This is a genomic window from Nocardia camponoti (assembly GCF_014646135.1).
Taxonomy (GTDB): Bacteria; Actinomycetota; Actinomycetes; order Mycobacteriales; family Mycobacteriaceae; genus Nocardia; species Nocardia camponoti.
Window position 1 is genome coordinate 22,856 of record NZ_BMMW01000006.1, and the last position, 24,374, is coordinate 47,229.

Consider the following 24,374-nt stretch of genomic DNA (forward strand, 5'->3'; position numbering starts at 1 on the left):
AACCACCGCCCTTGGCGAGTACTACCGCGGCCGACCACGTCGCGGCTCGAACCAGAAGGAGAAGAGCACTCGTGACCGTCGATGTTGTGATCAGCGGAGGTGGCCCCAACGGGCTGATGTTGGCGTGCGAACTGAGCCTGGCCGGGGTCCGGCCGCTCGTGTTGGAGCGACTGGCCGCACCGAGCACAGAACCGAAAGCCAACGGCCTGCTCGGCCAAGTCGTGCAACTTCTGGACCGGCGGGGCCTTTACGAGTCGCTCAGCGCCAGCCCGGCACCGCCGCAACCGAACTCCACCTACTTCATGTTCGCCGCGATGGCACTGGACCTGAGCCTGCTCGACGACAGCCCCATCTACGGTCTGGCCGCCCCACAGCACCACATCACGCAGGTTCTGGAAGAGCGCGCTGTCGAGCTCGGCGCGCAGATCCGGCGCGGACACGAGGTCGTCGGGCTGGCACAGGAGGACGACGCGGTCACCGTGGACGTCGCGGGCCCGGACGGAACCTACCGGCTGCGGGCCGCTTATCTCGTCGGCGCAGACGGGGCGCACAGCCTCACCCGCAAGCTTTCCGGTATCGGATTCCCCGGTGTCAGCTACGACCGCACGACCAGCCGGGCTGCACACGCAACCATCCCGTCCGACTGGGTGGACCCGACCACCGGCGCGTTGACCGTGCCTGGCTACGGGACCGTCCAGCCGTTCCTGCCGCTACGCACCGAACGCGGCGGATTCTCCTACGCACCGTTCCCCGGGCAGCCGCCACTGATCAGCACCACAGAGTGGGACCAGCCCGAAACAGACGCTCCCATGAGCCTCGACGAGCTCCAGGCGAGCGCTGGCCGAGTGCTCGCCGCCGAGCTGCCGATGGGTCAACCCACCGGCCAGGGCCCGCACGTACTGCGCCGACTCAGCGGCGGCAACACCCGAATCGCCGACCGATTCCGAGACCGCCGCGTGTTCCTCATCGGCGACGCCGCCCACATCTACACCGCAGGAGGCGGACCCGGACTCAATCTCGGCCTGCAGGACGCAGCCAACCTCGGCTGGAAACTAGCCGCCGCCATCCTCGGCAACGCCCCGGCCGGGCTGCTGGACAGCTACGAATCCGAACGCGGGCAAGCCGCCTCTCGCATGGTCACCTACGCCCAAGCACAATCCGCGCTGATCACCCCGGGCAGCGACGTCACCGCCCTGCGCACCCTGTTCAGCGAACTACTGCTCGACCAGGACACCGTGCGGCGTCTCGCCGCCCTCACCGCAGGCGCCGACATCCACTACGACATGGGCATCCCCGACACCCACCCGCTCATCGGCCGGTTCGCCCCGGACATGGAACTGCTCACCCCGGACGGGAGGGTCCGGCTGGCCGAGCTGACCAGGACCGCACGGCCACTACTACTCGACCTGACCGGCGACACGCGCCTGGCGGAAACGCTTCCCGAATGGCATGACCAACTCGACGTCGTCACCGCACGCCCCCAACCCGGATCGCCCGCCGCCGTGCTCCTGCGCCCGGACTGCCACGTCGCCTGGGCAACCGCGTCACCCCACCCCGACGCCCCGGACCGACAGTCACTCCGCGCGGCACTACGGCGCTGGCTCCGCTCCACCGATCGCCTGTACCCAACGCCGCTTCCGCGCGCCGAAACTTAACGCAACCACCCACGCGCATCGTCGGCGTCGGCGCGCACCCCAGCCAACTGCTTGGCGACCTGCACACCCGCCGTCCCACCACGCGCGTTACGCGACGCGATCGAACCTTCCACCGTCAACACCTCGCGCACCCCAGCGGTCAGCGCCGGGTCAATCGCCGCGAATTCCTCGTCGGTCAGCTCATCAAGACCAACTCCGCGTCCCTCGGCTACCCGCACACACGCGCCCGCCGCCTCGTGCGCGACGCGGAATGGAACACCTTGGCGCACCATCCATTCCGCGATGTCGGTCGCCAAAGTGAAACCGGCAGGGGCCAATTCGGCCATGCGGTCGGTGTGGAAGGTCAACGTGCCGACCAAACCGGCGATCGCGGGCAGCAGCAGTTCAAGCTGCGCGACCGAATCGAAAAGCGGCTCTTTGTCCTCCTGCAAATCGCGGTTGTAGGCGAGCGGCTGCGCCTTCAACGTCGCGAGCAGACCCGTGAGGTTGCCAATCAGGCGACCAGCCTTGCCACGCGTGAGTTCGGAAACGTCCGGGTTCTTCTTCTGCGGCATGATCGACGACCCCGTCGACCACGCGTCAGCGAGCGTGATGTAGCCGAATTCCGGTGTGCTCCACAGGATTACCTCTTCGGCGAGGCGCGAAAGGTCGACCGCGATCATCGCGAAAACGAACGCGGCCTCGGCGGCGAAGTCACGCGACGAGGTGGCGTCGATCGAGTTGGCCGCCGACGCGGTGAAGTCGAGCTCTTCGGCGATCTGCTCAGGATCCAGGCCCAGCGACGAACCAGCGAGCGCACCCGACCCGTACGGCGAGATGGCGGCGCGCTTGTCGAAGTCACGCAAGCGCTCAAGGTCACGCAGCAACGGGTGCGCGTGAGCGAGCAAATGATGCGCCAACAGCACCGGCTGCGCGGCCTGCAAGTGCGTCTTGCCCGGCATCACGGCGTCGGGGTGCGCGGCGGCCTGCGCGGTGAGCGCGTCAACAACGTCGAGCACGCCAGCGGCCACCCGCCGGGCACCGTCACGCAACCACATGCGGAACAGCGTCGCGACCTGGTCGTTGCGCGACCGACCGGCCCGCAGTCGCCCACCGAGCTCGGTGCCAACCCGCTCGATAAGCCCACGCTCAAGCGCGCCGTGCACGTCCTCATCGGAGTCGGCGGGCCCGAACGCACCCGATGCGACGTCGGCGGCGAGTACGTCGAGACCGGCGAGCATGTCGGCGAGGTCAGCGTCGGCGAGCAGCCCAGCCTTATGCAGCACGCGGGCGTGCGCCTTGGACGCGCGAATGTCATAGGGCGCGAGCACCCAGTCGAAGTGGGTCGACTTGCTCAGCGCGGCCATCGCCTCGGCGGGGCCAGACGCGAATCGCCCGCCCCAAAGCGCGCCTTCATTGGTTCCGCTGTGCGTCATCGCCCGTCCTTCGCCTCGCTGCCGCGTGTCCTAACGGCATGGTTGCCATCCGCCAGCGGTCGAGCTTACGTCCGCTCCCACGTCGCTCAACCAGCCGGTTCGTTCGATAAATGATTATGCACACCAGTGCAATTTCATTCACCAGCGGGGTGCGTAGCGACCACCCCGCAATTATGAGACGCTGGTCACACAGCTTGTTCGCGGTCGGGGTAGAAGGAGCGTCATCATGAATGAATTACGCCAGTTCGCTCAGGACAACTACGAATTGCTCGGCACTGTTGTCGTCGGCTTAGGCAACCTCGGCCTCACCATCGCCAAGGTCACCATCGACATGGGCGCGCCCATCCTGCGCGAGTTACTCGGGGCTCTCTAACACCGAACCACCCCGCGTCACCGAACTCAGGAGGCCTACATGACCGATGCGATCCTGCAAACCCTGTCGAACAACTACTACGCGATCGCCGGGCTCGCGGTTTTCGCGCTGGATTCCGGTTTCACCATCGCCGCTCCCCTGCTGGCCAACATCCTCAGCTTCCTCAAGAGCTGACGTGGCCGAGTCCGACCTCACGCTCCGCGCTGGCAACGCGGAGCTCATCATCGCGCCAAGCGACGGCGGCTCCCTGCACGGATTGCGCATCGACGGCACCGAATTGCTGCGCCAAGACCCCGGCACCGGCCAATTCGTCATGGCACCGTGGGCGGGCCGCCTCGGTTATGGCGAGTTCGAAGTCGACGGGCACACCTATCACCTGCCAACCAACAAGCCGCCGCACAGCATTCACGGCACCGCGCGCGACGGCACGTGGGAGGTGGTCGCGGTGTCGCCGACCACCGCGACGATCACGCATCAACTCACCGACCCGTGGCCGTTTCCCGGCACGGTCACCCAGAGCTTCACTCTCGCCGACGACAGCCTCGCGATGACGATGCGCATCACCGCGACCGAAGAACCCTTCCCCGCCCAAGGCGGCTGGCACCCGTGGTTTTTGCGCGATGTCCCGCCTGCGAAGGGCCCGCTTGAACTGTCGTTCGACCCCGCGTGGCAGGAGGAACGCGGGCCCGACTACCTGCCGACCGGCCGCCACATCCCGCCAACCGAACCGCCGTGGGACGACGATTTCGGCATGCCCGACGGTGCGCGCGCCACGCTCACCTGGCCAGGCTTCCTCGAACTCACGATCACTAGCCCGGTGCACGACATGGTGGTGTGGACGCTGCCGGAGGAATCACTGTCAGTCGAACCGCAGTCAGGCCCACCGAACGGGCTCAACACCGACCCGCGCATCGTCACGCCAACCGATCCCCTCGACGTGCGTGCCGAATGGCGTTGGCGGCGAAACTAGCTCCAAAACTAGAACACGTTCCATATCATCGGATGGGTGACCGACCTTCACGTCCGCAAAATGGACTTCGCGTTCAAAGACCGACCCGTGCCGTTCTGTTGGAACCCGGCGAACCCGGCGTTCTCCTCGATGGCGAACGCGGTGTCGTTCCTGGCTATCGGCTTCGAAAAGATGATCGTCCAGCTCATCACCCAGGCGAAGCCGCTCATCACCGACCCGGAAGTGGCCGCCGAAGCCGACGCGTTCATGCGGCAGGAGGGCCAACACTCCACCGCGCACCGTCAGCATGTCCGGGCGCTGATCGACCGCTATCCCGGCTTGCAGGAAACCCTGGACGCGGTCGTCGCTGAATTCGACAAGCTCACCGCGAGCACCTCGGTGCGCTACCGACTCGCCTACACCGCCGACCTGGAAGCCACCTTCACCCCCGTTTTCAAGCTGATGCTCGACAACGAGGCCACACTGTTCGCGCCCGGCGACGACCGCGTCGCTTCGCTTTTCCTGTGGCATTTCGTCGAAGAGGTTGAGCATCGCAGTTCGGCGCTGATCATCTTCGATTCGGTGGTCAACTCCGGGCTCTATCGAATGCGCGTGGCGCCCTCGATCTTTCGCCACGTAATGAAGGTGATCCGCGTTGCATGCGCGGGCTTCAACGAGCACGTCCCCGTCGACGATCGGGAGGTCGACGCGCTGTCGATGTTCGCCACCTACCGATTGACGCAGTCGCTGCGCGGCTTGGTGCCCGGTCTCACGCGCGTCGACAACGGGACGAGCCCACGCGCGTTCGACGACCTGGGCCTGCGCGAACAGCTCGTCGCCCTGAATGGTGTTGTGCGCAGCCAGATTCCGGGGCACAACCCAGCGAACGAAGTGCTGCCCGCGCTAGCCGAAGAGTGGTTCCGGCGCTATGACGCAGGCTACGACGTGACCCGCTGGTACACGGCAGCGGAGGCGTGATGGCACCCGAGTGCACCACCACGTTCGCCGAACTTGCCGCGCGCCTTGGGTTTTCGTGTGGCGAGGCAGGCGGTCTTGTCGAGTTTCGCAATCCCGCGACCCTGGAGAACGCGACGCTGCCGATCCTCGAAGTCACCGTCGTCGTTGGCGCGGTCCTCGCGCTGATTTTCGCGATTCAACGACTACGCAAGCAGCACGACCCCACCGATCTTGTTGTCTGGTTCGGTGCGCTCGCCTACCTCTTCGTCATCGAACCCCCGCTGTACTTCCCCGCCGCGTTCGGTCTCGACGGCCACGTCGACACGATGTTCGCCCACAACGTGTTCACGGTCGAATTCCTGTGGGGCCGTTTGCCCTTGTACATCGTGGCGATTTACCCGTTCATGGCGACGCTCGCGTTCGGCCTCGTCCGCTCGCTCGGGATCTTCGAGCGCTACGGCACCCTGATCGGCGCGGCGTGCGTCGGCTTCGTCCACCACGCGTTCTACGAAATCTTCGATCACCTTGGGCCGCAACTGCGGTGGTGGGAGTGGACCCTCGATAACCCGCTCAATCAGCCGATGCTCGACTCGGTGCCGATGGGCAGCGTCGTGGTTTTCGCCGCACTGTGGCCGATGTCGTTGGCGTGGTGCGTGCAGTTCTTTGTTGGCCGACACGTCGCGACCAAACAGTTCAGCGCTATCGAGATCACCTGGCGCACCATCGTTGTCGGCTTCGCCGCTTCGCTCGGCACGTTCCTGCTTCCGCTCCCCGCGACGGTGCTCGGCTACCGCAGCGACACCGTGCGCGGCGCACTGTACGCCGCTGAGCTGGCGATCTTGTCGGCGGTCGCGGTGTACGCGCTCGTCGCGCAATGGCGACGAGTGCGTGCTGGCGCCGAGCGCCCGACGTATACGAACCGCATCGTCGGGTGGTACGGCGTCGCGTATGTGGTTGTGCTAGCTGGACTTTGGTTGTTCGCGCTCCCCGACTACCTCACCGCGCACAACGGCACCACCATCGACGGCGACCCGGTTGGCAACCTCATCTACACCGCAGCCTGCTTCGCCGTCGCCGCGCTGACCATCGCGGCGACGTTCACCGCGAAACCTAGCTCGGTTTCCGTGGCCACTGCCGCCCGCTCGCAGCCAGCGTAGCCGGGTCGGTTGTCCGCAACGCGTTCGGCGAACCGGCGCTGGCGACCGGCGCGACAGTGTTGCCACGCACCTCCAACTCCGCGAGCCCAACAACAACGAACAACGCCATGACAACCAGTGCGACACATGTGATGAGCGGCGTGAGCAACTCGACGGGTGCCGCACCCGACGGCGATCCGGCGTGATGGTCGGGGTAGGCCGACATCGCCGCCATCGCCGTGTAGTGCATCCCGTTTACCGCCAACGCCATGATCAGCGAAGCGATCACCGAGGTGACCAGCGAGCGGATATTGAGCATGAACCACAGGGCCGCGGTGGCCGCGACGACCGCGATCACCAGCGACAACGCGACCATCGGCGCCGCGTAGGTGATACGCGCGCCGGTGTGCATCGCGGACATGCCCAGGTAGTGCATGGCCGCGACGCCCAAGCCGGTGGTCGCGCCGCCGAGCGCCAACCGCGACCAGCCGCGATCGCCGCTGGTGACAATCCAGAGCCCAAGGAACACGATCACCACCGCGACGATCGCGCTGAGCAAGGTAATGCCCATGTCGTAGTGGACAACTGACCCGTTGATGGTGAACCCGAGCATCGCGGTGAAGTGCATGACCCAGATCCCGGTTCCGCCTAGCGCGACCGCGGCGGCGGCGAGCCAGCCCAGGTTTAGTCGCGCGGTTTCGGCGTGAAACGCGCACCGCAAACCCAGCAATGACCCGATGAACGAGATGCCGTAGGCCAGTGCGGGATTGATCAAGCCATGACTGAAGTGGTCGAGTGGCAACACGGTGGCGACGATAGTTCACTTTCGGCCACCGCGGCTAAAGACGGGTCATTCCGATAATGTGACCAAATTGCATTTCGAATCAAGGGAATTGAAATCCTCGGTTTTATATTGCGCTATGTGGGCCACCAAACGGCCCAGGCGAGCGACAACATCGCCGGTCAGGCGAAGATCCCGACGTTGACCCCTCTTCGGATCGCGGCTGTCCGAAAGAAAAGCAACGGAAAGTAATTGGTATTGACAAGCGAGATTAGTCAAGGCCACTAGTCCGGTGAGCAGAAAATGATTTCCGTGATCGCCCCGGGTTTGAACCCCATCGTGGCAACACCCTAGGAATCACCCCGCACCTCGCGAACAACATGATCGCGGGAGGCACCGACGCGAATCCCGTTCCGCACGCAGACAACCCGTAGCCACCGTAGTGGTGCCGTGAACGGCGCATGAACACATGTTTCATGATTGCTGCCCCCGTGGACAGTTGGTTCAAGACGGCTTTATGTTCGGTCGGTGACCGCGACTCTCCTCCTCGATTTCGACGGCACCGTATGCGTCGGCGACGATCCTGTCTGGAGCTATGCGGGCCATGTTGGCGACCTCGTCGACCGTGACGTCGCCCGCGCGATCGACGATGGACTGCGCGATTACCTTGCCGGGCACCATGATTCGCGGTTCGCCGACGGTTACCAAGCCGTCCAGGCACTCGCGGGCGACTTACTGAGCCCCGCTGAGCTACAAGAGGCTTACCTCGCGAGCCGAATCGACCTCGCCGCAGGCAAATTGGTCGTCGCCGCCCCGCGCGGCCTCGCGGATTTCCTCGCCGCTACGTCGGCGCGCAAGGTGCTCGTGACCAACTCCCCCCGCATCGGCATCGACGAAACTCTCAGCGCGATCGGCCTTGTCGGCGTTTTCGACGAGATCATCACCGACGCGGGCAAACCCGATGGCCTCGACCCCATCGTCGAGACCATCCTCGACGGCGCCGATGCGGCAACGCTGCTTTCCATCGGCGACATCTGGCGCAACGACCTACGTGGGCCCCACGAAATGGGTTGCGCCACCGCCTATATCGATCGTTTTGGCCGGGGCGACGGTGCCCCCGACATGTCCGCGCCCGACTTCCCCGGGCTCTACTCCCCGATCTCACAGTGGCTCGAACAAAGAGAGAACGATGAGCACGAAACACCGCATCTTTAGCCTGGTCACGGCGTTGTCAGTGGCCCCGATGCTGCTCACCGGCTGTGGCGCGTCCGACGACACCGCCGCGCCCGCCGACCCCAACGCGGCGTGCGTTGGCAAGTCCGACGCCGCCGCCCCAGCCCCGACCAAGCTCACCCTCGCGCTCGTCCCGTCCGGCGACGCGAACAAGCTCGTACAGACGGTGAAGCCACTTGAGGAAGCGCTCACGCAGCGTCTCGGCATCCCGGTCAAGGGGGTAATCACCCAGGACTATCAGGCTGCTGTCGAAGCGATCGGTGCTGGTCAGGCGCAGATCGGCATGCTGCCGCCGCTGCAGATGGTCCAGGCGTGCGACCGATACCAGGCCGTCCCCGCGCTGCAGAGCACCCGCGCAGGCAAGATCACCTACGCCGCGCAGTTCTACACCAACAACCCGGCCAAGTACTGCGCCGATACCCCCGCGCCCGGCGCGAAGGGTCTGCTTTTCTGTAACGGCACCGCCGACGGCAACGGGCCAAAGGGTCTCGATCAGATCGCCAAGGTCAAGGGCGCGAAGATGGTGTCGCTTGAGTCGGCATCGTCGGCTGGCTACATCTACCCGTCGGCGGCATTGAAGGCGGTTGGCGTCGACATCAAGAAGGACACCGAGCTCACCCAGGTCGGCGGGCACCCGGCTGCGGTCGCCGCCGCGCTCAAGGGCGACGCCGAGGTTGGCGTTTCGTACTGGGACGCGCGTCAGTCGCTGCTCAAGGACAGCCCCGAGGTCACCGCGAAGCTTGTCGTTTTCGCGTTGACGAAGGAAATCCCCAACGACGGCGTCTCGATCACCAGCAAGCTCAACCCCGAGTGGCAGAACAAAATCAAGCAGGCGTTGCTCGACTACGCGGGCACCGACGAGGGCGTCAAGGCGCTGAACGCGATTTACCAGATCACGGGGCTCAAGCCCGCTGACCCGGTCGCGTTGCAGGCGGCGAAGGTGACCGCGGATTCGGTTGGGCGCTAACGCATGACGAATCGACAGCAGCCAGTCGCGCCCGCCGGGGTGGTGCTGGACAACGTTTCGGTGCGCTACCCCAACGGTGTCGTCGGGCTCGATCAGGTTTCGCTGTCGATCGCGCCGGGCGAGTTGGTCGCGGTTGTCGGGTTGTCCGGTGCGGGTAAGTCGACATTGATTCGCGCGATCAATGGGCTCGTTCCGGTGACCGACGGTGCCATCACCGTTGGTCACCGTGAGTTGCGTTCTGCCTCGGGAACGGTGTTGCGCGGCAAGGAATTACGCGCGTTACGTGCCGAAGTAGGCATGATTTTCCAGAGCTTCAACCTAGCTGGGCGCACCTCGGTGCTCAACAACGTGCTGATGGGGCGGCTCTATCACACGCCGTTGTGGCGCAGCGTGATTGGCGCGTGGCGCTCCGGCGACGTTGAGCTGGCGATGCAAGCGCTGGAGCGCGTCGAGATTGTCGCCAAGGCGTATGAGAAGGCCGCGAATCTCTCTGGTGGACAACAACAACGGGTCGCGATCGCCCGCACGCTCGCCCAGAGTCCGCAGGTGATTCTCGCCGACGAACCCGTCGCTTCGCTCGATCCGCCGACGTCGCATGTGGTGATGCGCGATTTGCAACGCATCAACGCCGAGCTAGGGATCACCGTGGTGATCAACCTGCACTTCCTCGACCTAGCCCGCGAATATGGGCAACGGTTGATCGGATTGCGTGCGGGCAGAGTGGTTTTCGACGGGCCGGGTAGCGACGCTGATGAGTCGGTTTTCGAACGGATCTACGGTCGGTCGCTCACCGGCGAGGACGTGATGGACGCGAAAGCGGCGCTATGACAACAGTTTCGCGTCCGACTAAGCCGCGCACGGCATGGCGACTGTGGTTGATCGCCGCCGTGCTCGCCGCGATCACCTGGTTGACCTGGCATGACGTGGGCGGCAACCTCACCGACATCGTCGCCAATTGGCGCAACGGTGCCGACAAGATCATCGCCCTCACGCAGCCCGACTACGCGTTCTTCCCGCACACGGTGGGGCCGCTGCTGGAAACGTTGCGAATGGCGGTGATCGCGACGGCGGTCAGCGCGGCGATCGCGTTCCCACTCAGTTTCCTCGCCTCCCGCGCGACGAACCCGTCGGGGCCACTGCTCGGCACAGTGCGCACGGTCATGAATGTCGCGCGGGCCATACCTGACCTGTTGTCGGCCGCGGTGCTGGTCTCAATGGTCGGAATCGGCGCGCTCCCAGGCATTTTGGCGCTCATCCTGTTTGATGTCGCGATCGTGGTGAAGTTGATTTCCGAAGCACTCGACGCCGCCGATCTTGGACCACAGGAGGCCGCGATCGCGACCGGCGCGACCTATCTGGAAGCCAACCGCGCGGCGATTGTCCCGGCGATCGTGCCCGCGTTTATCGCGCAGACGCTGTATGTGCTTGAACTGAACGTGCGCGCGTCGTCGGTACTTGGCCTGGTTGGCGCGGGCGGGCTCGGCATGCTCATCGACGAGGTGCGCAGCTTCTACCGGTACCACCAGCTTTCGCTGATCATTCTGGAGATCCTGATCGTCGTCGTGGTGATCGAGACCGTGTCGACGATGGTGCGAAAGAGGTTGCTCGCATGAGTGTTGCTGTCGCACACGCTGTTTCGGTTGCGGTTCGGCCCAAAAAGCCCCGCAGGCTCGGGGTGCGGGTGCTGTGGGTGGCGATCACCGCCGTCGTGATCGGCGCGACGATGAGCGCCCACATCAAATGGGACCGGCTCGCCGACTTCCCCGCCAGCCTGGTTCGGTACCTGCGGCTAATGTTCCTGCCGCCGGATTGGGCGTCGTTCGGTCAAGCACTGACCGCGACTATCGAGTCCGTCGAAATGGCCTGGCTTGGCACAGTTTTGGGCATCGTCGTCTCGTTTCCGCTGTCGTTTTTGGCGGCGAGCGGGGTAGCACCACGCTGGGTCCGGCTGCCCATGCGTGGACTGTTCGGACTGCTGCGCGCGGTGCCCGAGGTCGTGATCGCGATCATCATTTTGTCGGTCACCGGGCTCACGCCGTTCACCGGTGCGCTGGCAATCGGCATCGGATCCATTGGCACACTTGGTAAATGGGGCTACGAGTCCATTGAGAATGCCGAGCGTGGGCCGATGGTCGCCGCGCTCACCTGTGGCGCTTCGCCGGTGCAGGTGATGCGGTGGGGACTGTGGCCAACGGTCGCGCCCGAGGTTTTCGCGTTCTGGCTGTACCGCTTTGAGATCAACGTGCGCGCTTCGGCGGTGCTTGGGCTCATCGGCGCGGGCGGAATCGGGTCGATGCTTGTGCAGAACGTGCAGTATCGGAATTGGTCGACGGTCGGGATGCTGTTTATCGTTGTCGTCGTGGTGACGATGATGATCGACGGCGTTTCCGGACGCATCCGCACCAAGATCGTCACCGGGCGGTGGCGCGGGTGAACCGCCCCGGCGAGGTGCTCGCGCACATTCGCGCGGCAGCGCCTTCGCTGTTGCCCGCTGAACGCAGCGTCGCGCAGGTGCTCATCGACCGGGCTGGCGGCGTCGTTGAGCTGTCGTCACAGCAGGTTGCCGACGCCGCTGGCGCTTCGCGCGCGACGGTGGTTCGCACGTGCCAAAGCTTGGGTTTCACCGGGTATCAGCAGGTCAGGATGTTGCTTGCGCGCGAGGACGCGCCCGCTGCTTCGCCGGTCGCCGACGGTCCGGCGGGCACTGTCCGCGCGGCGTTCGCGCATACGGCCGATTCAATGACAGCGATGACGGCGTTGCTTGACGACGCCGCGATCGAGGCGACGGTCACGGCGATCCTGGCTGCCGAAACGGTGTTGGTCGTCGGCAACGGCTTGTCGATCTCAGTCGCGACGTCGGTGGCGGCGCGTCTCCAAGCCCTCGGCTTGCGTGTTGTCGCGCCGATAGATGTGATGAGTCAACATATTTCGGCCCGCATGCTGCGCGAGGGCGACGTAGCGATCGTGGTCAGCGGTAGCGGCGCGACGACTCCCAGCTTGCGTGCGGCGGAACTGGCCGCGTCGGTAGGTGCGAAAGTGGTTGGCCTGACGTCCTTTTCGCGTTCCCCACTCACGGACGTCGCTGACGTGACGTTGGTGACCGGGATGGCCGAAATAACGTTCCGCGACGAGCTGACCGTGACAAGCCGAATCCCCCAGGTCATCCTGACCGAGGGGCTCGTCGCGGCGGTGGAGGTGGCCTTAGGCGACACCGCGGCGACTCAGCGCGCCGCGAATCTGGAAGTGATCGGCGAGTACCTGCGCGACGACGCGTAAGCGGCGGTTTACGCCAATGCCTCGATGCGAGCGGCCAATTCGGCACCCGTGAGGGGCTCGCGGGCGATGACCGCGATCGTGTCGTCGCCGGCGATCGTGCCAACGATGTACGGCAGAGCCGCACGGTCGAGGGCGCTCGCCAAATAATGTGCGGCGCCCGGCGGCGTGCGCAGGACCGCGAGATTTCCACTCGCATCGGTCGAAACCAGCAGGTCGCCAAGCAGTTTCGCCAACCGTGTTGTGCCGCCCGTGACGCCACGCACCGGGCTGCCATCTTCCGGAACGATGTAGACGCCAGCGCCACCGTCGGCCGCGCGGAGCTTCACCGCGCCGAGTTCATCGAGGTCACGCGACAGCGTCGCCTGCGTTGTCTCGATGCCTTCGGCGGCAAGCAGCGCCGCCAGTTCGGTCTGGCTACGCACCGAATGGGCGGCGAGCAGTTCGACGATGCGCGACTGGCGGCCCGCGCGCGTGCGCGCGATCATCGGCGCACCCTTCTCAGGTGCGCTCATGATCGTCGCTCTCGCGCGCGGGCGGCCAAAGGTGTTCTCACGCGGCAGCTTTCGCAAGCAACCAGACTAGCAGCGCCTTTTGCGCGTGCAACCGGTTCTCGGCTTCGTCCCACACCACGCTGTGCGGGCCGTCGAGAACACCGTCGGTGACTTCCTCACCACGGTGCGCCGGAAGGCAATGCAGCACAAGCGATTCCGGGTTCGCCAAGCCAACGAGGTCCTCGTTGAGCTGGAACGGACGGAACGGGCCAACGCGATCGAGGCCGTCGTTTTCCTGACCCATCGACGTCCACGTGTCCGTCACCAGCACGTCCGCGCCGGTTGCCCCGGCGACGGGATCGTTCGTCACAGTGACGGTCGCGCCCGTCTCGGCAGCACGCTTGGCGGCGGCTTCCATAATCCACGGCAGCGGCTCGAAACCGGCTGGGGCCGCGATGGTGACGTTGATCCCCGCCGTCACACCACCCAGCAGCAGCGAGTGCGCCATGTTGTTCGCACCGTCGCCGAAATAGGTGAGGTTGAGCCCGGCAAGCTCGCCCTTGCGTTCGGCGATCGTCTGCAAATCGGCGAGCACCTGGCACGGGTGGAACTCGTTCGACAGCGCGTTCACGACGGGAACCGTTGCGGTAGCCGACATTTCGTCAAGACGGGTCTGTTCGAAGGTGCGCCAGACGATCGCGTCGACGTACCGCGACAGCACCCGTCCGGTGTCACCGAGGGTTTCTTCGCGACCAAGCTGGGTGTCGCGCCCATCGACCACAACCGCGTGTCCGCCGAGCTGCGCGATGCCCAACTCAAACGAGAACCGCGTGCGGGTCGAGTTCTTCTCGAAGATCACCCCGACCCCGCGCGGCCCGGAAAGCGGCTGGTGGGCAAAGGGATTGGCTTTCAGCTCGGCGGCGATCGCGAGGATTTCCGCCTGCTCGGCCTGGGTGATGTCGTCGTCCCGGAGGAAGTGCCGCAGGGTGGTGCTCACTTGGTCGTTCCCTTCGCGTCGGCGACAGCCGCGTCCAAAATCTCGGGCAAGTCGGCGACGAAGTTGTCGGCCTGGGTTTCGGTGAGCACCAACGGTGGTGCCAACCGGATCACATTGGGTTTAGCGGGGTTGACCAGGTAACCGGCTTCGCGCGCACGCAGGTCGACGTGTGCGGCGATGTCGTCGGTCAACACGATGCCGATCAGCAGGCCAGCGCCACGCACGTGGTCGACGGCCGGGTGTTGGAGCACCTCGATACCGTCAGCGATGCGCTTGCCGAGCGCGTCGACGTGCACGAGCAGGTCTTGCTCGTCGATGGTCTTCAGCACGGCCAACGCCGCCGCCGCGCAGACCGGGTTGCCGCCGAAGGTCGTCCCATGCAGGCCCGGCGTGAGCAACTCAGCCGCCGGACCCTGCGCGAGCACGGCACCGATCGGCAGTCCGCCGCCTAGCCCCTTCGCGAGGGTGATCACGTCGGGCACGATGCCAGCGGCCTGATGCGCGTAGAAGTGCCCGGTGCGGCCGATGCCGGTCTGTACCTCGTCGAGAATCAGCAAAGCACCTGCGGCGGAAGTGATTTCGCGTGCGCGAGCCAGGTAGTCGAGCGGCGGAACAACAACACCGCTCTCCCCCATGATCGGTTCGAGGAACACCGCCGCCGTATCCGAATCAACAACGGCGGCAAGGGCTTCCGCGTCACCGTACGGCACGTGAACGACGCCGGCAGGCATCGGTTCGAACGGTGCCCGCTTGCTCGGCTGACCGGTGAGCGCGAGCGCGCCCATCGTGCGCCCGTGGAACGCCTCATCGGCAGCGACGATCTTGCTGCGCCCAGTGAGCCGCGCCATCTTGAACGCGGCCTCATTCGCCTCGGTGCCCGAGTTGCAGAAGAACGCGCGTCCCTCGCCGTCGCCGAAGTGCGCGAGCAGCTTTTCAGCCAACTCGATCACCGGCTCGGAGGCGTAAATGTTCGACACATGGCCCAGCGTGCCGAGCTGGTTGGTGACGGCTTCGATGATCGCCGGGTGCGCGTGGCCCAGGCTGTTGACGGCGATGCCACCGAGGAAGTCGAGGTAGCGCTTGCCGTCGGCGTCATAGAGCACCGCGCCCGCACCGCGCGCCAACGCCACCGCGGGCGTCGCGTAGTTGTGCATCATCGCGGCTGACCAGCGCTGTTGCAGTCCGGCTACGTCACTCATGAGCAGTCACCATCGTTCCGATTCCTTCACCGGTGAAAAGTTCGAGCAGGACCGCGTGCGGCACCCGTCCGTCGATCACATGCGCGCTCGGTACCCCATTGGTGACCGCGCGCAAGCAGGCTTCCATCTTGGGCACCATGCCCGCGTCGAGGCTTGGCAGCAACGTCGCGAGCGCGTCGGCGTCGATGCGGCTGGTCAGCGAACTGCGGTCGGGCCAGTTCGTGTACAGCCCTTCGACATCGGTGAGCACGACCAGCTTTTCCGCGCCGATGCCTTCGGCGAGCGCGGCGGCGGCGGTGTCGGCGTTGATGTTGTGGACGACCCCGTCGGCGTCGGGAGCGATGGTCGACACCACCGGAATGCGCCCCGCGCCAATGAGATCCAACACCGCGCTCGGGTTCACCTCCGTGACATCGCCGACGAGGCCGATGTCAGTTGGCTCGCCGTCGACGGTGACCGTGCGACGCGTCGCGGTGAACAGGTGCGCGTCTTCGCCGGAAATCCCAACCGCGTACGGGCCGTGCGCGTTAATGAGCCCAACCAGTTCGCGCCCGACCTGGCCGAAGAGCACCATCCGAACCACGTCCATGACCTCGGGCGTCGTGACCCGGAAGCCACCGCGAAACTCGCCCTGCATGCCGAGCCGCTTGAGCATCGCGTTGATCTGCGGGCCACCGCCATGCACGACAACCGGATGCACACCGACGGTCCGCAAAAACGCCATGTCGGCGGCGAACGCGGCCTTGAGTTCGTCGTCGATCATCGCGTTGCCGCCGTATTTGATGACGACGATCTTGTCGTGGAACTTCTGCAGCCACGGCAGCGCGTCGGCGAGGATGTGCGCCTTGTCCAGCGCGGAGAGCGCGGCGGTCATGAGCTGTACGCCGAGTTCTCTTCGACGTAAGCGTGCGACAGGTCGGTCGTCCGCACCATCGCGGTGCCGTCGCCCACATTGAGTTCGATGAGCACGTTGATGTCTTCGCCCGACAGGTCAACCTCGCGTGCGCCGGGCGCGCCAACGCAGTCGACGCAGACCGGATTTCCGTTGAACGACACGGCAATTCGATTCGGGTCAAGCTTCACCGGCGCGATCCCGACAGCGGCGAGCACGCGACCCCAGTTCGGATCGGAGCCGAACAGCGCGGTCTTGACGAGGCTGTCCCGCGCGACCGCACGCGCGACGATCAACGCTTCCTCCTCGGAAGCCGCGCCTTCGACGGTGATCTGCACGCGTTTGGTGACGCCCTCGGCGTCGGCCATGAGCTGGGCGGCGAGGTCGTCGCAGGCGGCGAAAACGGCGGCGTCGAGTTCTTCTTGCGAAGGGGCGATGCCGCTCGCGCCGTTGCCGAGCAGGATCACGGTGTCGTTGGTCGAGCACGATCCGTCGACATCGAGGCGGTCGAAGGTGTATTTCGTCGCCTTGCGCAGTGCCTGGTCGAGCTGGTCGGGCGTCGCGATCGCGTCGGTGGTGAGCACGACGAGCATCGTCGCGAGCGAAGGCGCGAGCATGCCAGCGCCCTTGGCCATGCCGCCGACATTCCACTTGTTCTCGTGGTGAACGGCGGTTTCCTTCGGCACGGTGTCGGTGGTCATGATCGCGCGCGCGGCGTCGGCACCGCCGGAGATCCCGCCGCCCATCTCATGAACGAGTTCGGTGATCGCGGGGATGAGCTTGTCCATCGGGAGCCGGTCGCCGATGAGGCCGGTCGAGCAGACGAGCACCTCGCCCGCGCCGGTCTCGGTGCCCCAATTGCTCAGTACCGCAGCAACTTCCTCGGCCGTGCGGTGGGTATCTTGGAAGCCGAGCGGGCCCGTACACGCGTTCGCGCCACCGGAGTTGAGGACAACGGCGCGCACCTGACCGGACTTGATCACCTGCTGCGACCACAAGACGGGCGCTGCCTTGACCTGGTTGCTCGTGAAGACGGCGGCCGCCGAGTATTCGGGGCCCTCGTTGAGGACAAGCGCGAGGTCGGGTTTGCCGCTGGCTTTGATGCCCGCCGCGATACCGGCAGCGCGGAACCCAAGCGGCGCGGTGACACCCTGGTTCTTGACGATTTTGCTGGTCACGGTGCGACTCCTACGGTGGAAAGTCCGGCGGTTTCGTCGAAACCGACGGCGAGATTCATGGACTGGACGGCCGCGCCAGCGGTGCCCTTGGTGAGGTTGTCGATCGCGCCAACCACGATGAGCAGGCCAGCGTCTTCGTCAACGGCCACCTGCAGCGTGCAGGCGTTGGACCCGAGCACCGAAGCAGTTTGTGGCAGTTGACCTTCGGGGAGCAGGTGGATGAAAGGTTCATCGGCGTAAGCCTTTTCGTACACCGCGCGCGCTTGGGCGCCGTCGACCTTCACCGGTGCGGTGCAGGTGGCGAGAATGCCACGCGACATCGGCGCGAGCACCGGCGTGAAGGACACCGAAACGTCAACGCCGCCAGCGGCTTTCAAGTTCTGGATCATCTCCGGGGTGTGCCGGTGCGCGCCCGCGATGTTGTAGGCGCGGGCGTTACCCATGACTTCCGAACCCAGCAGCGACGTGTCGAGCTTGCGGCCCGCACCCGAAGTACCGCTGACCGCGACGACGGTGACGGTGGGTTCGATGATGCCCGCCGCGATGGCAGGGGCGAGCGCGAGGCTGGCGACAGTCGGGTAGCAGCCGGGCACCGCGATGCGCCGCGCGCCGACGAGCTGGTCGCGTCCGCCGGGCAATTCGGGCAGACCGTACGGCCACGAGCCGGCGTGCTCGCTGCCGTAGTACTTCGTCCACGCGTCGGGGTCGGTGAGCCGGAAGTCGGCACCGCAGTCGATGACGACGGTGTCGTCGGGCAGGGCGGCGGCGATGGCGGCCGACTGGCCATGCGGGAGGCCGAGGAAGACGATGTCGTGGCCAGCGAGGGTTTCGGGGGTGGTCGGTTCGAGGATGCGATCGGCCAGCGGCAGCAGGTGCGGCTGGAGGGTGCCGAGCGCGGTGCCCGCGTTAGATCCGCCGGTCAGCGCCCCGATGTCGAGGCGCCCAGCGCGGTACTCCGGGTGTCCAAGCAGCAGTCGCAACACTTCGCCGCCCGCGTACCCACTCGCACCAGCGACCGCCACCCGCAACACGGGCGCTCCAGACGAATCAACCATGTGAGTATTATGCACGACTATGCAAGCTCATTCATGAAGTGGTGCCGATCAGGCGCGCTGCCAGCGGGAACAGCAGCACGGTCGTCGCGCCCGCCGCTACGAGCAGGGAGGCGAGCTGGTCGGTGATGAGGTGTGCGGATGTCGCCACCTCGGTCACGGCCACGATGATCGGCAGACCGGTCGCGGAGTAGAACGCCAATTCGACGCGTTCGCGTGGTGTTTGCAGGTTGTCGCCGTGCGGGACCAACCATTCGCTGAGGAACACCGGGATGCCGCGCGCGACGGCGATCGTCGCGACGAACAACAGCCATTTGCCGGGTTCCTCGGTCACGGCGTGAAGATCGATACCCATCCCGGAGACCACGAAAAAGACCGGGATGAGCAGGCCGTATCCCATCGACTCAAGCGATTCTTGCACCGACGGCATCCCTGCGACGACGAACTGGCGCAAAATCATGCCCGCCGCAAACGCGCCAAGAACGAGGTCGAGGTCGAATTCTTGGGCAAGCGCCATCAGGACAAGCAGCAGCATGACGACGACGCGCACCGGGAACTGTGACGCACCGCCACTGAGCCCGCTGAGCGCGCTGACGAGGCGGGGAAACCGGTCAAGCAGCCGAACGGGGACAAACCCGATAACGACGACAGCGGCGATGAACATGACAACGACCGCGATCGCGGAGCCGGGGCTTTTGCTCGACAGCAGCACCGATATCGCGACGACCGGCCCCAGCTCGCCGACCGCGCCGTTGCGCATGACCGCTTTGCCGAGTTGGGTGTTGAGGATGCCCGCTTGGGTGATGATCGGGAGCAGGGTGCCGAGCGCGGTCGAGGTCAACGCGATCGCGATGGCGATGCGCGACTCGACACCGCGCGTAGCGACGAGCGAAACGAGGGCGAACGCGAAAACCAGGCAGATGATCCACGTCTCCCATGCGACGCGACCCGCCTTACCGCGAACGAGCTTGGGGTCGAGTTCGAAACCGGCGAGCAAGAACAACATGGCGAGCCCTAGTTGGCTAACCAACTCAACACCACCGGTCGAGGCCGCGAAGTCGGCCATATACGGCCCGATCAGGGCCCCCGCCCCAAGCAGGACGACGACACCAGGCAGATACCCGCGCAGCATCTTCGAGACCAGTGGTGCCGCGACGGCGATTACCGCGATCCACAGGAGCGACACGATCGGCGAGTGGGACTGACCCGTTGGTTCAGCTGCTTGAACCGCGTGCGCGAGCAGATTCATGCAGGTCATCGTGGCACGCCGAAACGTAAAAGCGATGGAACTGGCGGTCTGCGGTCCGCCAACTCCATCGCTTCAGTCAGTCTACGTGTTCTTGCCGCCACCAACCTTTTTCGTGACGCCTCAAGAATCGACGTGGTCCCAGGGATTGATCACCGGAACGTCCATCGGCACGAAGTCTTTGACGTTGCGCGTGACCACCGACATCCCGTGCTCACTCGCCGTCGCGGCGATCATCGCGTCGCGCTCAGGTCGGGGATCTGGAACGTGGAGCCGGGCAGCCCGACGACCGACTGCCATATCAAGCGCTAAGACGCGGCCAGCGAAGGCGTCAAGCACTTCACTTTCGAGCCAACTGCGTAACCGAGCGCCCTGCGCGGGATCGCGACGCTCAACTCGACAAATGCCGAGCTCGACCTCCATCACCGTGATCGTGCTCAGGTACAGGTCTGACGGGCGATGGCGCGCCGTCCACGCGCGAACCGCAGGCGAAGCTGATCGCGGCGATTTACGCAATTCACTCAACACATTGGTGTCGAGCAGGAAGCTCACAGGTCCACGTCCTTGAGCGTGACATCGAGCGTCGCTGGCTCGAATTCGATGTCGTCATCATCCATGCTCAACCGGGCGACCAGGTCTCGACTGTCTGCTTTCAGCCGTCGATAGTCGGCGATCGAGAGCAGCACGAACGCTTCGTCGCCTCTATCGGTGATCACGACGGGACCTTGCTCAGCAGCCCGCTTGGCCGCACTCACATCGTGATTGAACTCCCGAGCACTCATCGACGTCATCGCACCACTCCCCTTGTAGGTATGTACCTACATTACCTGCACCGCATTACCGCGGCAAGGTCGATGAAACGCGCAAGCGGGGCGAACCAGAGTCCGCCCCGCTTGCGCACGTTTCACCTAGCTGACGATCGCGAACAGCAGCGCTGCCACCGCGAAGCTCACCACCGACAGGATGGTTTCGAGCACCGTCCAGGTCTGCAGGGTCTGCTTGACCGTCATGTTGAAGTACTTCGCGATAATCCAGAAACCGCCGTCGTTGACGTGGCTCAGGATGATCGAGCCTGCCGCGATCGACATCGCGATCAGGGCGATCGACATTTGCGAGTACCCGTGGTCGATCACCAACGGCGCGACGATGCCGCCCGTCGTCACAATCGCGACGGTCGCCGAACCCTGCGCGATCCGCAGACCACAGCTGATCAGATACGACAGCACGATCACGGGCAAACCCGCCGCCGACATCGTGTCCGCCAGCGCGGTACCAATTCCGGTCGCCGAAATGACCTTGCCGAAGAACGCGCCAGCACCGACAACGAGCAGCACCATGCCGACCGGCTTAAGCGACTCAGCGGTGATCGAACTCAATTCCTGCACGCTCTGCCCGCGTCGAATGCCAAGCAGATAAAACGCGACAAGCACGGTGATCAGCAGCGCGACAGCGGGGGTACCGAAGAAGGTCAGCACCTGCAGCAGGCGCGAATCCTTGTCCAGAATCTGGAAGCCGAACGTGGCACCGAGAATCAGCACAAGCGGAATCGCGATGATCGCGCAGATCAACCAAACCGACGGCGGATTCTTAGCGGCCTTCGCTGCTTCGGGATCCTCATCCGGTTCCATCGGCGTGAAATCAGCGGGCACCTCAACAATGACGCGCTTACCAATCCACGTACCCCACACGATACCGGCGGCGATAAAGCCGGGAATACCGCAGACAAAGCCCATGATGATCAACCAGCCGAGGCTCACTCCGAGCAGCCCACCAAGCGCGACCGGGCCCGGGTGCGGCGGCAGGAACGCGTGCGTCATCGACAGACCGGCAAGCATCGGCATCGCATACAGCACAAGTGAACGCCCGCCGCGCTTGGCCGCGACATAAATGATCGGGGCGAGCACGAAAATGCCGATGTCGAAGAAGACGGGAACGCCGAAGATCAGCCCGAGCAGACCCATCGCGATGGGCGCGCCTTTTTCCCCGAAGATCCGCAGCAAGCGGTCGGTGAGAACGTCGGCGCCACCGGATCTTTCGAGAATCGCACCGAGTACGGTGCCCAATCCGATAATGACCGCGATGTGCCCGAGAATGCCGCCGAAGCCAGTTTCGAGAATGGATTCGCCCGCTTTAAGCGGGGTACCGACAATCTTGGAAACAGGCAGACCGGCTGCGAGCGCGAGCAAAAGGCCCGTCATCAACAGCGCGATAAACGGCTCCAATTTCACCTTGATAATGGCGAAAAGGAGCACGGCGATCGCTAGACCACACAACACAAGCAAGCCTGGTGTGGTCGTGCGCAACCAATCAATAGTGGCGCCCATAGGGTTACCTCTCAATCAAGCGAATGGACGAAACGGTGCGCTTGGGTGGCGATGGCCGACCAACGCGCGTCCGCCACGTCCGACGGGGCAACCACTTCGGTGCCCGCAGTGACGGCGATGGCTCCGGCCCGCAAGAATTCGCGGGCGTTGCCGGAGTTGACGCCGCCGGAGGGGATGAGGGCCACGTCCGGGAACGGCCCTCGTAGATCTTTCAGGTAGGTGGGTCCCAGCGCCCGGGCTGGGAAAATCTTGACCGCGGCCGCGCCCATGTCGATGGCGGCGAGCACTTCGGAGGGCGTGAACGCGCCCATCACGACCGGAACACCTTGTGCGACAGCCAATTCGGCAACTTCAGGTCGCAACGCGGGGGTCACGAGGAAGCGCGCGCCGGCGTCAATCGCCTGCTCGGCCTGCTCGCGCGTGACCACCGTCCCGATCCCGATCACCGCGTCGGCGACCTTCGCCGCCGCGCGCACCGCATCAAGCGCGTCAGGCGTCGTGAAGGTGAGTTCAACGGCCCGAATGCCCGCGCCCGCAAGGCTTTCCGCGAGCGCGATCGGGTCGGAAATCGGCACTGGCGCGCGCACCACCGTGAGTGCTCGGTCGGCGCGAATCACTTCCATCGCGTCGGGCTGGGTACTCATCGAGTCTCCTTGTTGATCGCGTTCATCCGCAGCGCCCGGCCAGCACGAATACCGGTCGGCGTTCCGTCCTCGACGGCGAACGCGCCGTTGACGAGCACGTGCTGGATGCCGCGCGCGGGCTGGCGTGGGTGGTCGAAAGTCGCGGTGTCGTAGATGGTCGCCGGGTCAAAGACAACCAGGTCAGCGGCATAGCCGGGCTTAACCAGACCTCGTTCGGCGAGTCGGAGGCGCGCGGCGGGGCGGCCGGTGAGGTGGTGCACGCAGTCTTCGAGCCCGAGTAGCCCGAGTTCGCGAACGTAGTGCGACAGGTAGCGCGGGAAGGTGCCCCAGACGCGCGGGTGTGGTCGCGCGCCGACGAGCAGGCCGTCGCTGCCGCCCATGTGCCCGGCGTCCCGCATGATCGCGCGGACGTTGTCCTCGTGACCGACGTGTTGGAGGATCGTGGTGGCGAGTTGGTCACGAGTGAGCAGGTCGAAGAACACGTCAACCGGTGGGCGACTTGAGGTTTCGGCTAACTCGGCAATCGTGTGTCCGACCGCGTCGCTGAGCTCCTGGTTGCCAACGCCGCTGATTTGGATGGTCTCCCATTCCACCGTTACGCCGTGGCAGCCGTCGGAACCGTTGACGTTCACGTCTTCGGTAACGCGTTGGCGCACCGCGGGATCGGTGAGTCGGTCGAGCGCGGCGTCCGGTCCGCCCGACATCGCCCAACTGGGCAGCAGCGCCGACAGCGTGGTCGAGCCGGGCAGGTACGGGTAGGTGTCGAGGGTGATGTCGCAGCCAGCCGCGCGCGCTTCGGCGATGAGCGCGAGGAACTCCCCAGCACGACCTCGGTTGACACCGAAGTTCATCGTCGCGTGCGTGAGGTGCAGCGCGCAGCCGGTGTCGCGGGCGAGGCCGATCATTTCGGCATAGGCCTCAAGCGCACCCGCGCCGTAGGAGCGCGTGTGCGGCGCGTAGAAGCCGCCATAGGACGCGACAACCGAGCACAACGCGGCGAGTTCACCTGTGCTGGCATACATTCCGGGCGTGTAGGTAAGCCCGGACGACATCCCAACCGCGCCCTGGTCGAGCCCTTCGGCGAGCAGCGCGCACATGCGATCGATTTCGGCGGTGGTCGCTTCGCGTTGCTCCGCGCCGACAACGAGCAGCCGCAGCGTGCCCTGCGGGACGAGGTAGGCGGCGTTGGGCGTGATGCCCTCGTCGAGCCGACTGAGGTACTCGCCGACCGTGCGCCAGGAAAAGTCGAAATCGACGGGGTTGCCGTTCCAGCCCGCGATCTGTTTGCGCACGATCGCGAGCGCGTCATCGTCGATGGGCGCGTACGAAAGTCCGTCTTGCCCAATCACTTCCGTCGTCACGCCCTGGGTGATTTTGGGCAGGTGCGCGGGTTCGGTGAGCAGATGCAGGTCGGAGTGGGCGTGCATGTCGATGAAGCCGGGGGCGAGGACCGAGCCGGGCAGCGTCGGGATAACTTGCTCGTCCACGATGGACCCTGGTGCTGCGATGCGCACGATGCTGCCATCGCCGATGAGGACATCCCCGCGAACGCGGGCGGCGCCGGTGCCGTCGACAATATCGATGTCGCGAAAAACGAAGTGGTTCATGG

Annotated in this window: 26 protein-coding genes; 12 read left to right on the plus strand and 14 right to left on the minus strand. The window is 65.2% G+C overall.

The window, feature by feature from the left end; translation table 11 throughout:
* Positions 1-71: 71 nt before the first annotated feature.
* Positions 72-1,655: an FAD-dependent monooxygenase gene (locus IEX78_RS22080; RefSeq protein ID WP_188830978.1), complete on the plus strand. Its 1,584-nt coding sequence runs from the start codon at positions 72-74 to the stop codon at positions 1,653-1,655.
* Here the strand turns inward: IEX78_RS22080 and argH are convergent.
* Positions 1,652-3,070, minus strand: a complete 1,419-nt coding sequence (gene argH / locus IEX78_RS22085) for an argininosuccinate lyase (RefSeq protein ID WP_188830979.1) — start codon at positions 3,068-3,070, stop codon at positions 1,652-1,654. The two genes, IEX78_RS22080 and argH, sit on opposite strands and share 4 nt — an antisense overlap.
* Positions 3,071-3,296: 226 nt before the next feature.
* Between argH and IEX78_RS22090 the strand changes: the two genes are divergently transcribed.
* Genes IEX78_RS22090 through IEX78_RS22105 form a run of 5 tightly spaced genes read left to right on the plus strand, consistent with a single transcriptional unit; the run spans position 3,297 to position 6,506 of the window.
* Positions 3,297-3,443 (plus strand): hypothetical protein, encoded by a 147-nt coding sequence (locus IEX78_RS22090; RefSeq protein ID WP_188830980.1) that lies wholly within the window; start codon positions 3,297-3,299, stop codon positions 3,441-3,443.
* A 39-nt stretch (positions 3,444-3,482) separates the two neighbouring features.
* A complete protein-coding gene (locus IEX78_RS24565; protein ID WP_268240923.1) occupies positions 3,483-3,617 on the plus strand; it encodes a hypothetical protein in 135 nt (44 codons plus the stop codon).
* A 1-nt stretch (position 3,618) separates the two neighbouring features.
* Positions 3,619-4,413 (plus strand): aldose epimerase family protein, encoded by a 795-nt coding sequence (locus tag IEX78_RS22095; protein WP_188830981.1) that lies wholly within the window; start codon positions 3,619-3,621, stop codon positions 4,411-4,413.
* Between the two features lie 36 nt (positions 4,414-4,449).
* A complete protein-coding gene (locus IEX78_RS22100) occupies positions 4,450-5,370 on the plus strand; it encodes a metal-dependent hydrolase (protein WP_188830982.1) in 921 nt (306 codons plus the stop codon).
* Positions 5,370-6,506: a hypothetical protein gene (locus tag IEX78_RS22105; RefSeq protein WP_188830983.1), complete on the plus strand. Its 1,137-nt coding sequence runs from the start codon at positions 5,370-5,372 to the stop codon at positions 6,504-6,506. Before IEX78_RS22100 ends, IEX78_RS22105 begins: the two co-directional genes overlap by 1 nt.
* Here the strand turns inward: IEX78_RS22105 and IEX78_RS22110 are convergent.
* Positions 6,460-7,290, minus strand: a complete 831-nt coding sequence (locus IEX78_RS22110) for an MHYT domain-containing protein (RefSeq protein ID WP_229684237.1) — start codon at positions 7,288-7,290, stop codon at positions 6,460-6,462. The two genes, IEX78_RS22105 and IEX78_RS22110, sit on opposite strands and share 47 nt — an antisense overlap.
* A gap of 504 nt (positions 7,291-7,794) precedes the next feature.
* Between IEX78_RS22110 and IEX78_RS22115 the strand changes: the two genes are divergently transcribed.
* From IEX78_RS22115 to IEX78_RS22140, 6 genes are read left to right on the plus strand one after another with little or no spacing between them, the layout of a single operon-like run.
* A complete protein-coding gene (locus tag IEX78_RS22115; RefSeq protein WP_188830984.1) occupies positions 7,795-8,481 on the plus strand; it encodes an HAD family hydrolase in 687 nt (228 codons plus the stop codon).
* Positions 8,456-9,466: a phosphate/phosphite/phosphonate ABC transporter substrate-binding protein gene (gene phnD / locus IEX78_RS22120; protein ID WP_188830985.1), complete on the plus strand. Its 1,011-nt coding sequence runs from the start codon at positions 8,456-8,458 to the stop codon at positions 9,464-9,466. Before IEX78_RS22115 ends, phnD begins: the two co-directional genes overlap by 26 nt.
* 3 nt (positions 9,467-9,469) lie before the next feature.
* Entirely contained in the window at positions 9,470-10,294 is an 825-nt protein-coding gene (gene phnC / locus IEX78_RS22125) for a phosphonate ABC transporter ATP-binding protein (protein WP_188830986.1), read from the plus strand.
* Entirely contained in the window at positions 10,291-11,079 is a 789-nt protein-coding gene (gene phnE / locus IEX78_RS22130) for a phosphonate ABC transporter, permease protein PhnE (RefSeq protein WP_188830987.1), read from the plus strand. The genes phnC and phnE (IEX78_RS22130) overlap by 4 nt, the downstream gene beginning before the upstream one ends.
* Positions 11,076-11,900 (plus strand): phosphonate ABC transporter, permease protein PhnE, encoded by an 825-nt coding sequence (phnE, locus tag IEX78_RS22135; RefSeq protein WP_188830988.1) that lies wholly within the window; start codon positions 11,076-11,078, stop codon positions 11,898-11,900. The genes phnE (IEX78_RS22130) and phnE (IEX78_RS22135) overlap by 4 nt, the downstream gene beginning before the upstream one ends.
* The gene (locus tag IEX78_RS22140; protein ID WP_188830989.1) at positions 11,897-12,742 is read left to right on the plus strand and encodes a MurR/RpiR family transcriptional regulator; all 846 of its coding nucleotides are present in this window, start codon (positions 11,897-11,899) and stop codon (positions 12,740-12,742) included. The genes phnE (IEX78_RS22135) and IEX78_RS22140 overlap by 4 nt, the downstream gene beginning before the upstream one ends.
* Positions 12,743-12,750: 8 nt before the next feature.
* Here the strand turns inward: IEX78_RS22140 and IEX78_RS22145 are convergent, their stop codons facing one another.
* The 12 genes from IEX78_RS22145 to IEX78_RS22200 form a co-directional block, all read right to left on the minus strand.
* The gene (locus IEX78_RS22145; RefSeq protein ID WP_188830990.1) at positions 12,751-13,254 is read right to left on the minus strand and encodes an arginine repressor; all 504 of its coding nucleotides are present in this window, start codon (positions 13,252-13,254) and stop codon (positions 12,751-12,753) included.
* Between the two features lie 37 nt (positions 13,255-13,291).
* The gene (gene argF / locus IEX78_RS22150; RefSeq protein ID WP_188830991.1) at positions 13,292-14,230 is read right to left on the minus strand and encodes an ornithine carbamoyltransferase; all 939 of its coding nucleotides are present in this window, start codon (positions 14,228-14,230) and stop codon (positions 13,292-13,294) included.
* Positions 14,227-15,429 carry an acetylornithine transaminase gene (locus tag IEX78_RS22155; RefSeq protein ID WP_188830992.1) on the minus strand — a complete coding sequence of 401 codons (1,203 nt, stop codon included), beginning with the start codon at positions 15,427-15,429 and terminating at the stop codon, positions 14,227-14,229. Before IEX78_RS22155 ends, argF begins: the two co-directional genes overlap by 4 nt.
* Positions 15,422-16,303, minus strand: a complete 882-nt coding sequence (gene argB, locus IEX78_RS22160) for an acetylglutamate kinase (protein ID WP_188830993.1) — start codon at positions 16,301-16,303, stop codon at positions 15,422-15,424. Before argB ends, IEX78_RS22155 begins: the two co-directional genes overlap by 8 nt.
* Entirely contained in the window at positions 16,300-17,499 is a 1,200-nt protein-coding gene (gene argJ / locus IEX78_RS22165) for a bifunctional glutamate N-acetyltransferase/amino-acid acetyltransferase ArgJ (RefSeq protein WP_188830994.1), read from the minus strand. Before argJ ends, argB begins: the two co-directional genes overlap by 4 nt.
* Positions 17,496-18,554 (minus strand): N-acetyl-gamma-glutamyl-phosphate reductase, encoded by a 1,059-nt coding sequence (gene argC / locus IEX78_RS22170; RefSeq protein WP_188830995.1) that lies wholly within the window; start codon positions 18,552-18,554, stop codon positions 17,496-17,498. The genes argJ and argC overlap by 4 nt, the downstream gene beginning before the upstream one ends.
* A gap of 31 nt (positions 18,555-18,585) precedes the next feature.
* Positions 18,586-19,800, minus strand: a complete 1,215-nt coding sequence (locus IEX78_RS22175) for a cation:proton antiporter (protein WP_188830996.1) — start codon at positions 19,798-19,800, stop codon at positions 18,586-18,588.
* Between the two features lie 120 nt (positions 19,801-19,920).
* Entirely contained in the window at positions 19,921-20,349 is a 429-nt protein-coding gene (locus IEX78_RS22180) for a type II toxin-antitoxin system VapC family toxin (protein ID WP_188830997.1), read from the minus strand.
* Entirely contained in the window at positions 20,346-20,588 is a 243-nt protein-coding gene (locus IEX78_RS22185; RefSeq protein WP_188830998.1) for a type II toxin-antitoxin system Phd/YefM family antitoxin, read from the minus strand. Before IEX78_RS22185 ends, IEX78_RS22180 begins: the two co-directional genes overlap by 4 nt.
* A gap of 117 nt (positions 20,589-20,705) precedes the next feature.
* Entirely contained in the window at positions 20,706-22,121 is a 1,416-nt protein-coding gene (locus tag IEX78_RS22190) for a GntP family permease (protein ID WP_188830999.1), read from the minus strand.
* A gap of 11 nt (positions 22,122-22,132) precedes the next feature.
* A complete protein-coding gene (locus IEX78_RS22195; RefSeq protein ID WP_188831000.1) occupies positions 22,133-22,765 on the minus strand; it encodes a bifunctional 4-hydroxy-2-oxoglutarate aldolase/2-dehydro-3-deoxy-phosphogluconate aldolase in 633 nt (210 codons plus the stop codon).
* Positions 22,762-24,372, minus strand: coding sequence for an N-acyl-D-amino-acid deacylase family protein (locus IEX78_RS22200; RefSeq protein WP_188831001.1), 1,611 nt, complete (start codon positions 24,370-24,372; stop codon positions 22,762-22,764). The genes IEX78_RS22195 and IEX78_RS22200 overlap by 4 nt, the downstream gene beginning before the upstream one ends.
* Positions 24,373-24,374: the final 2 nt, after the last annotated feature.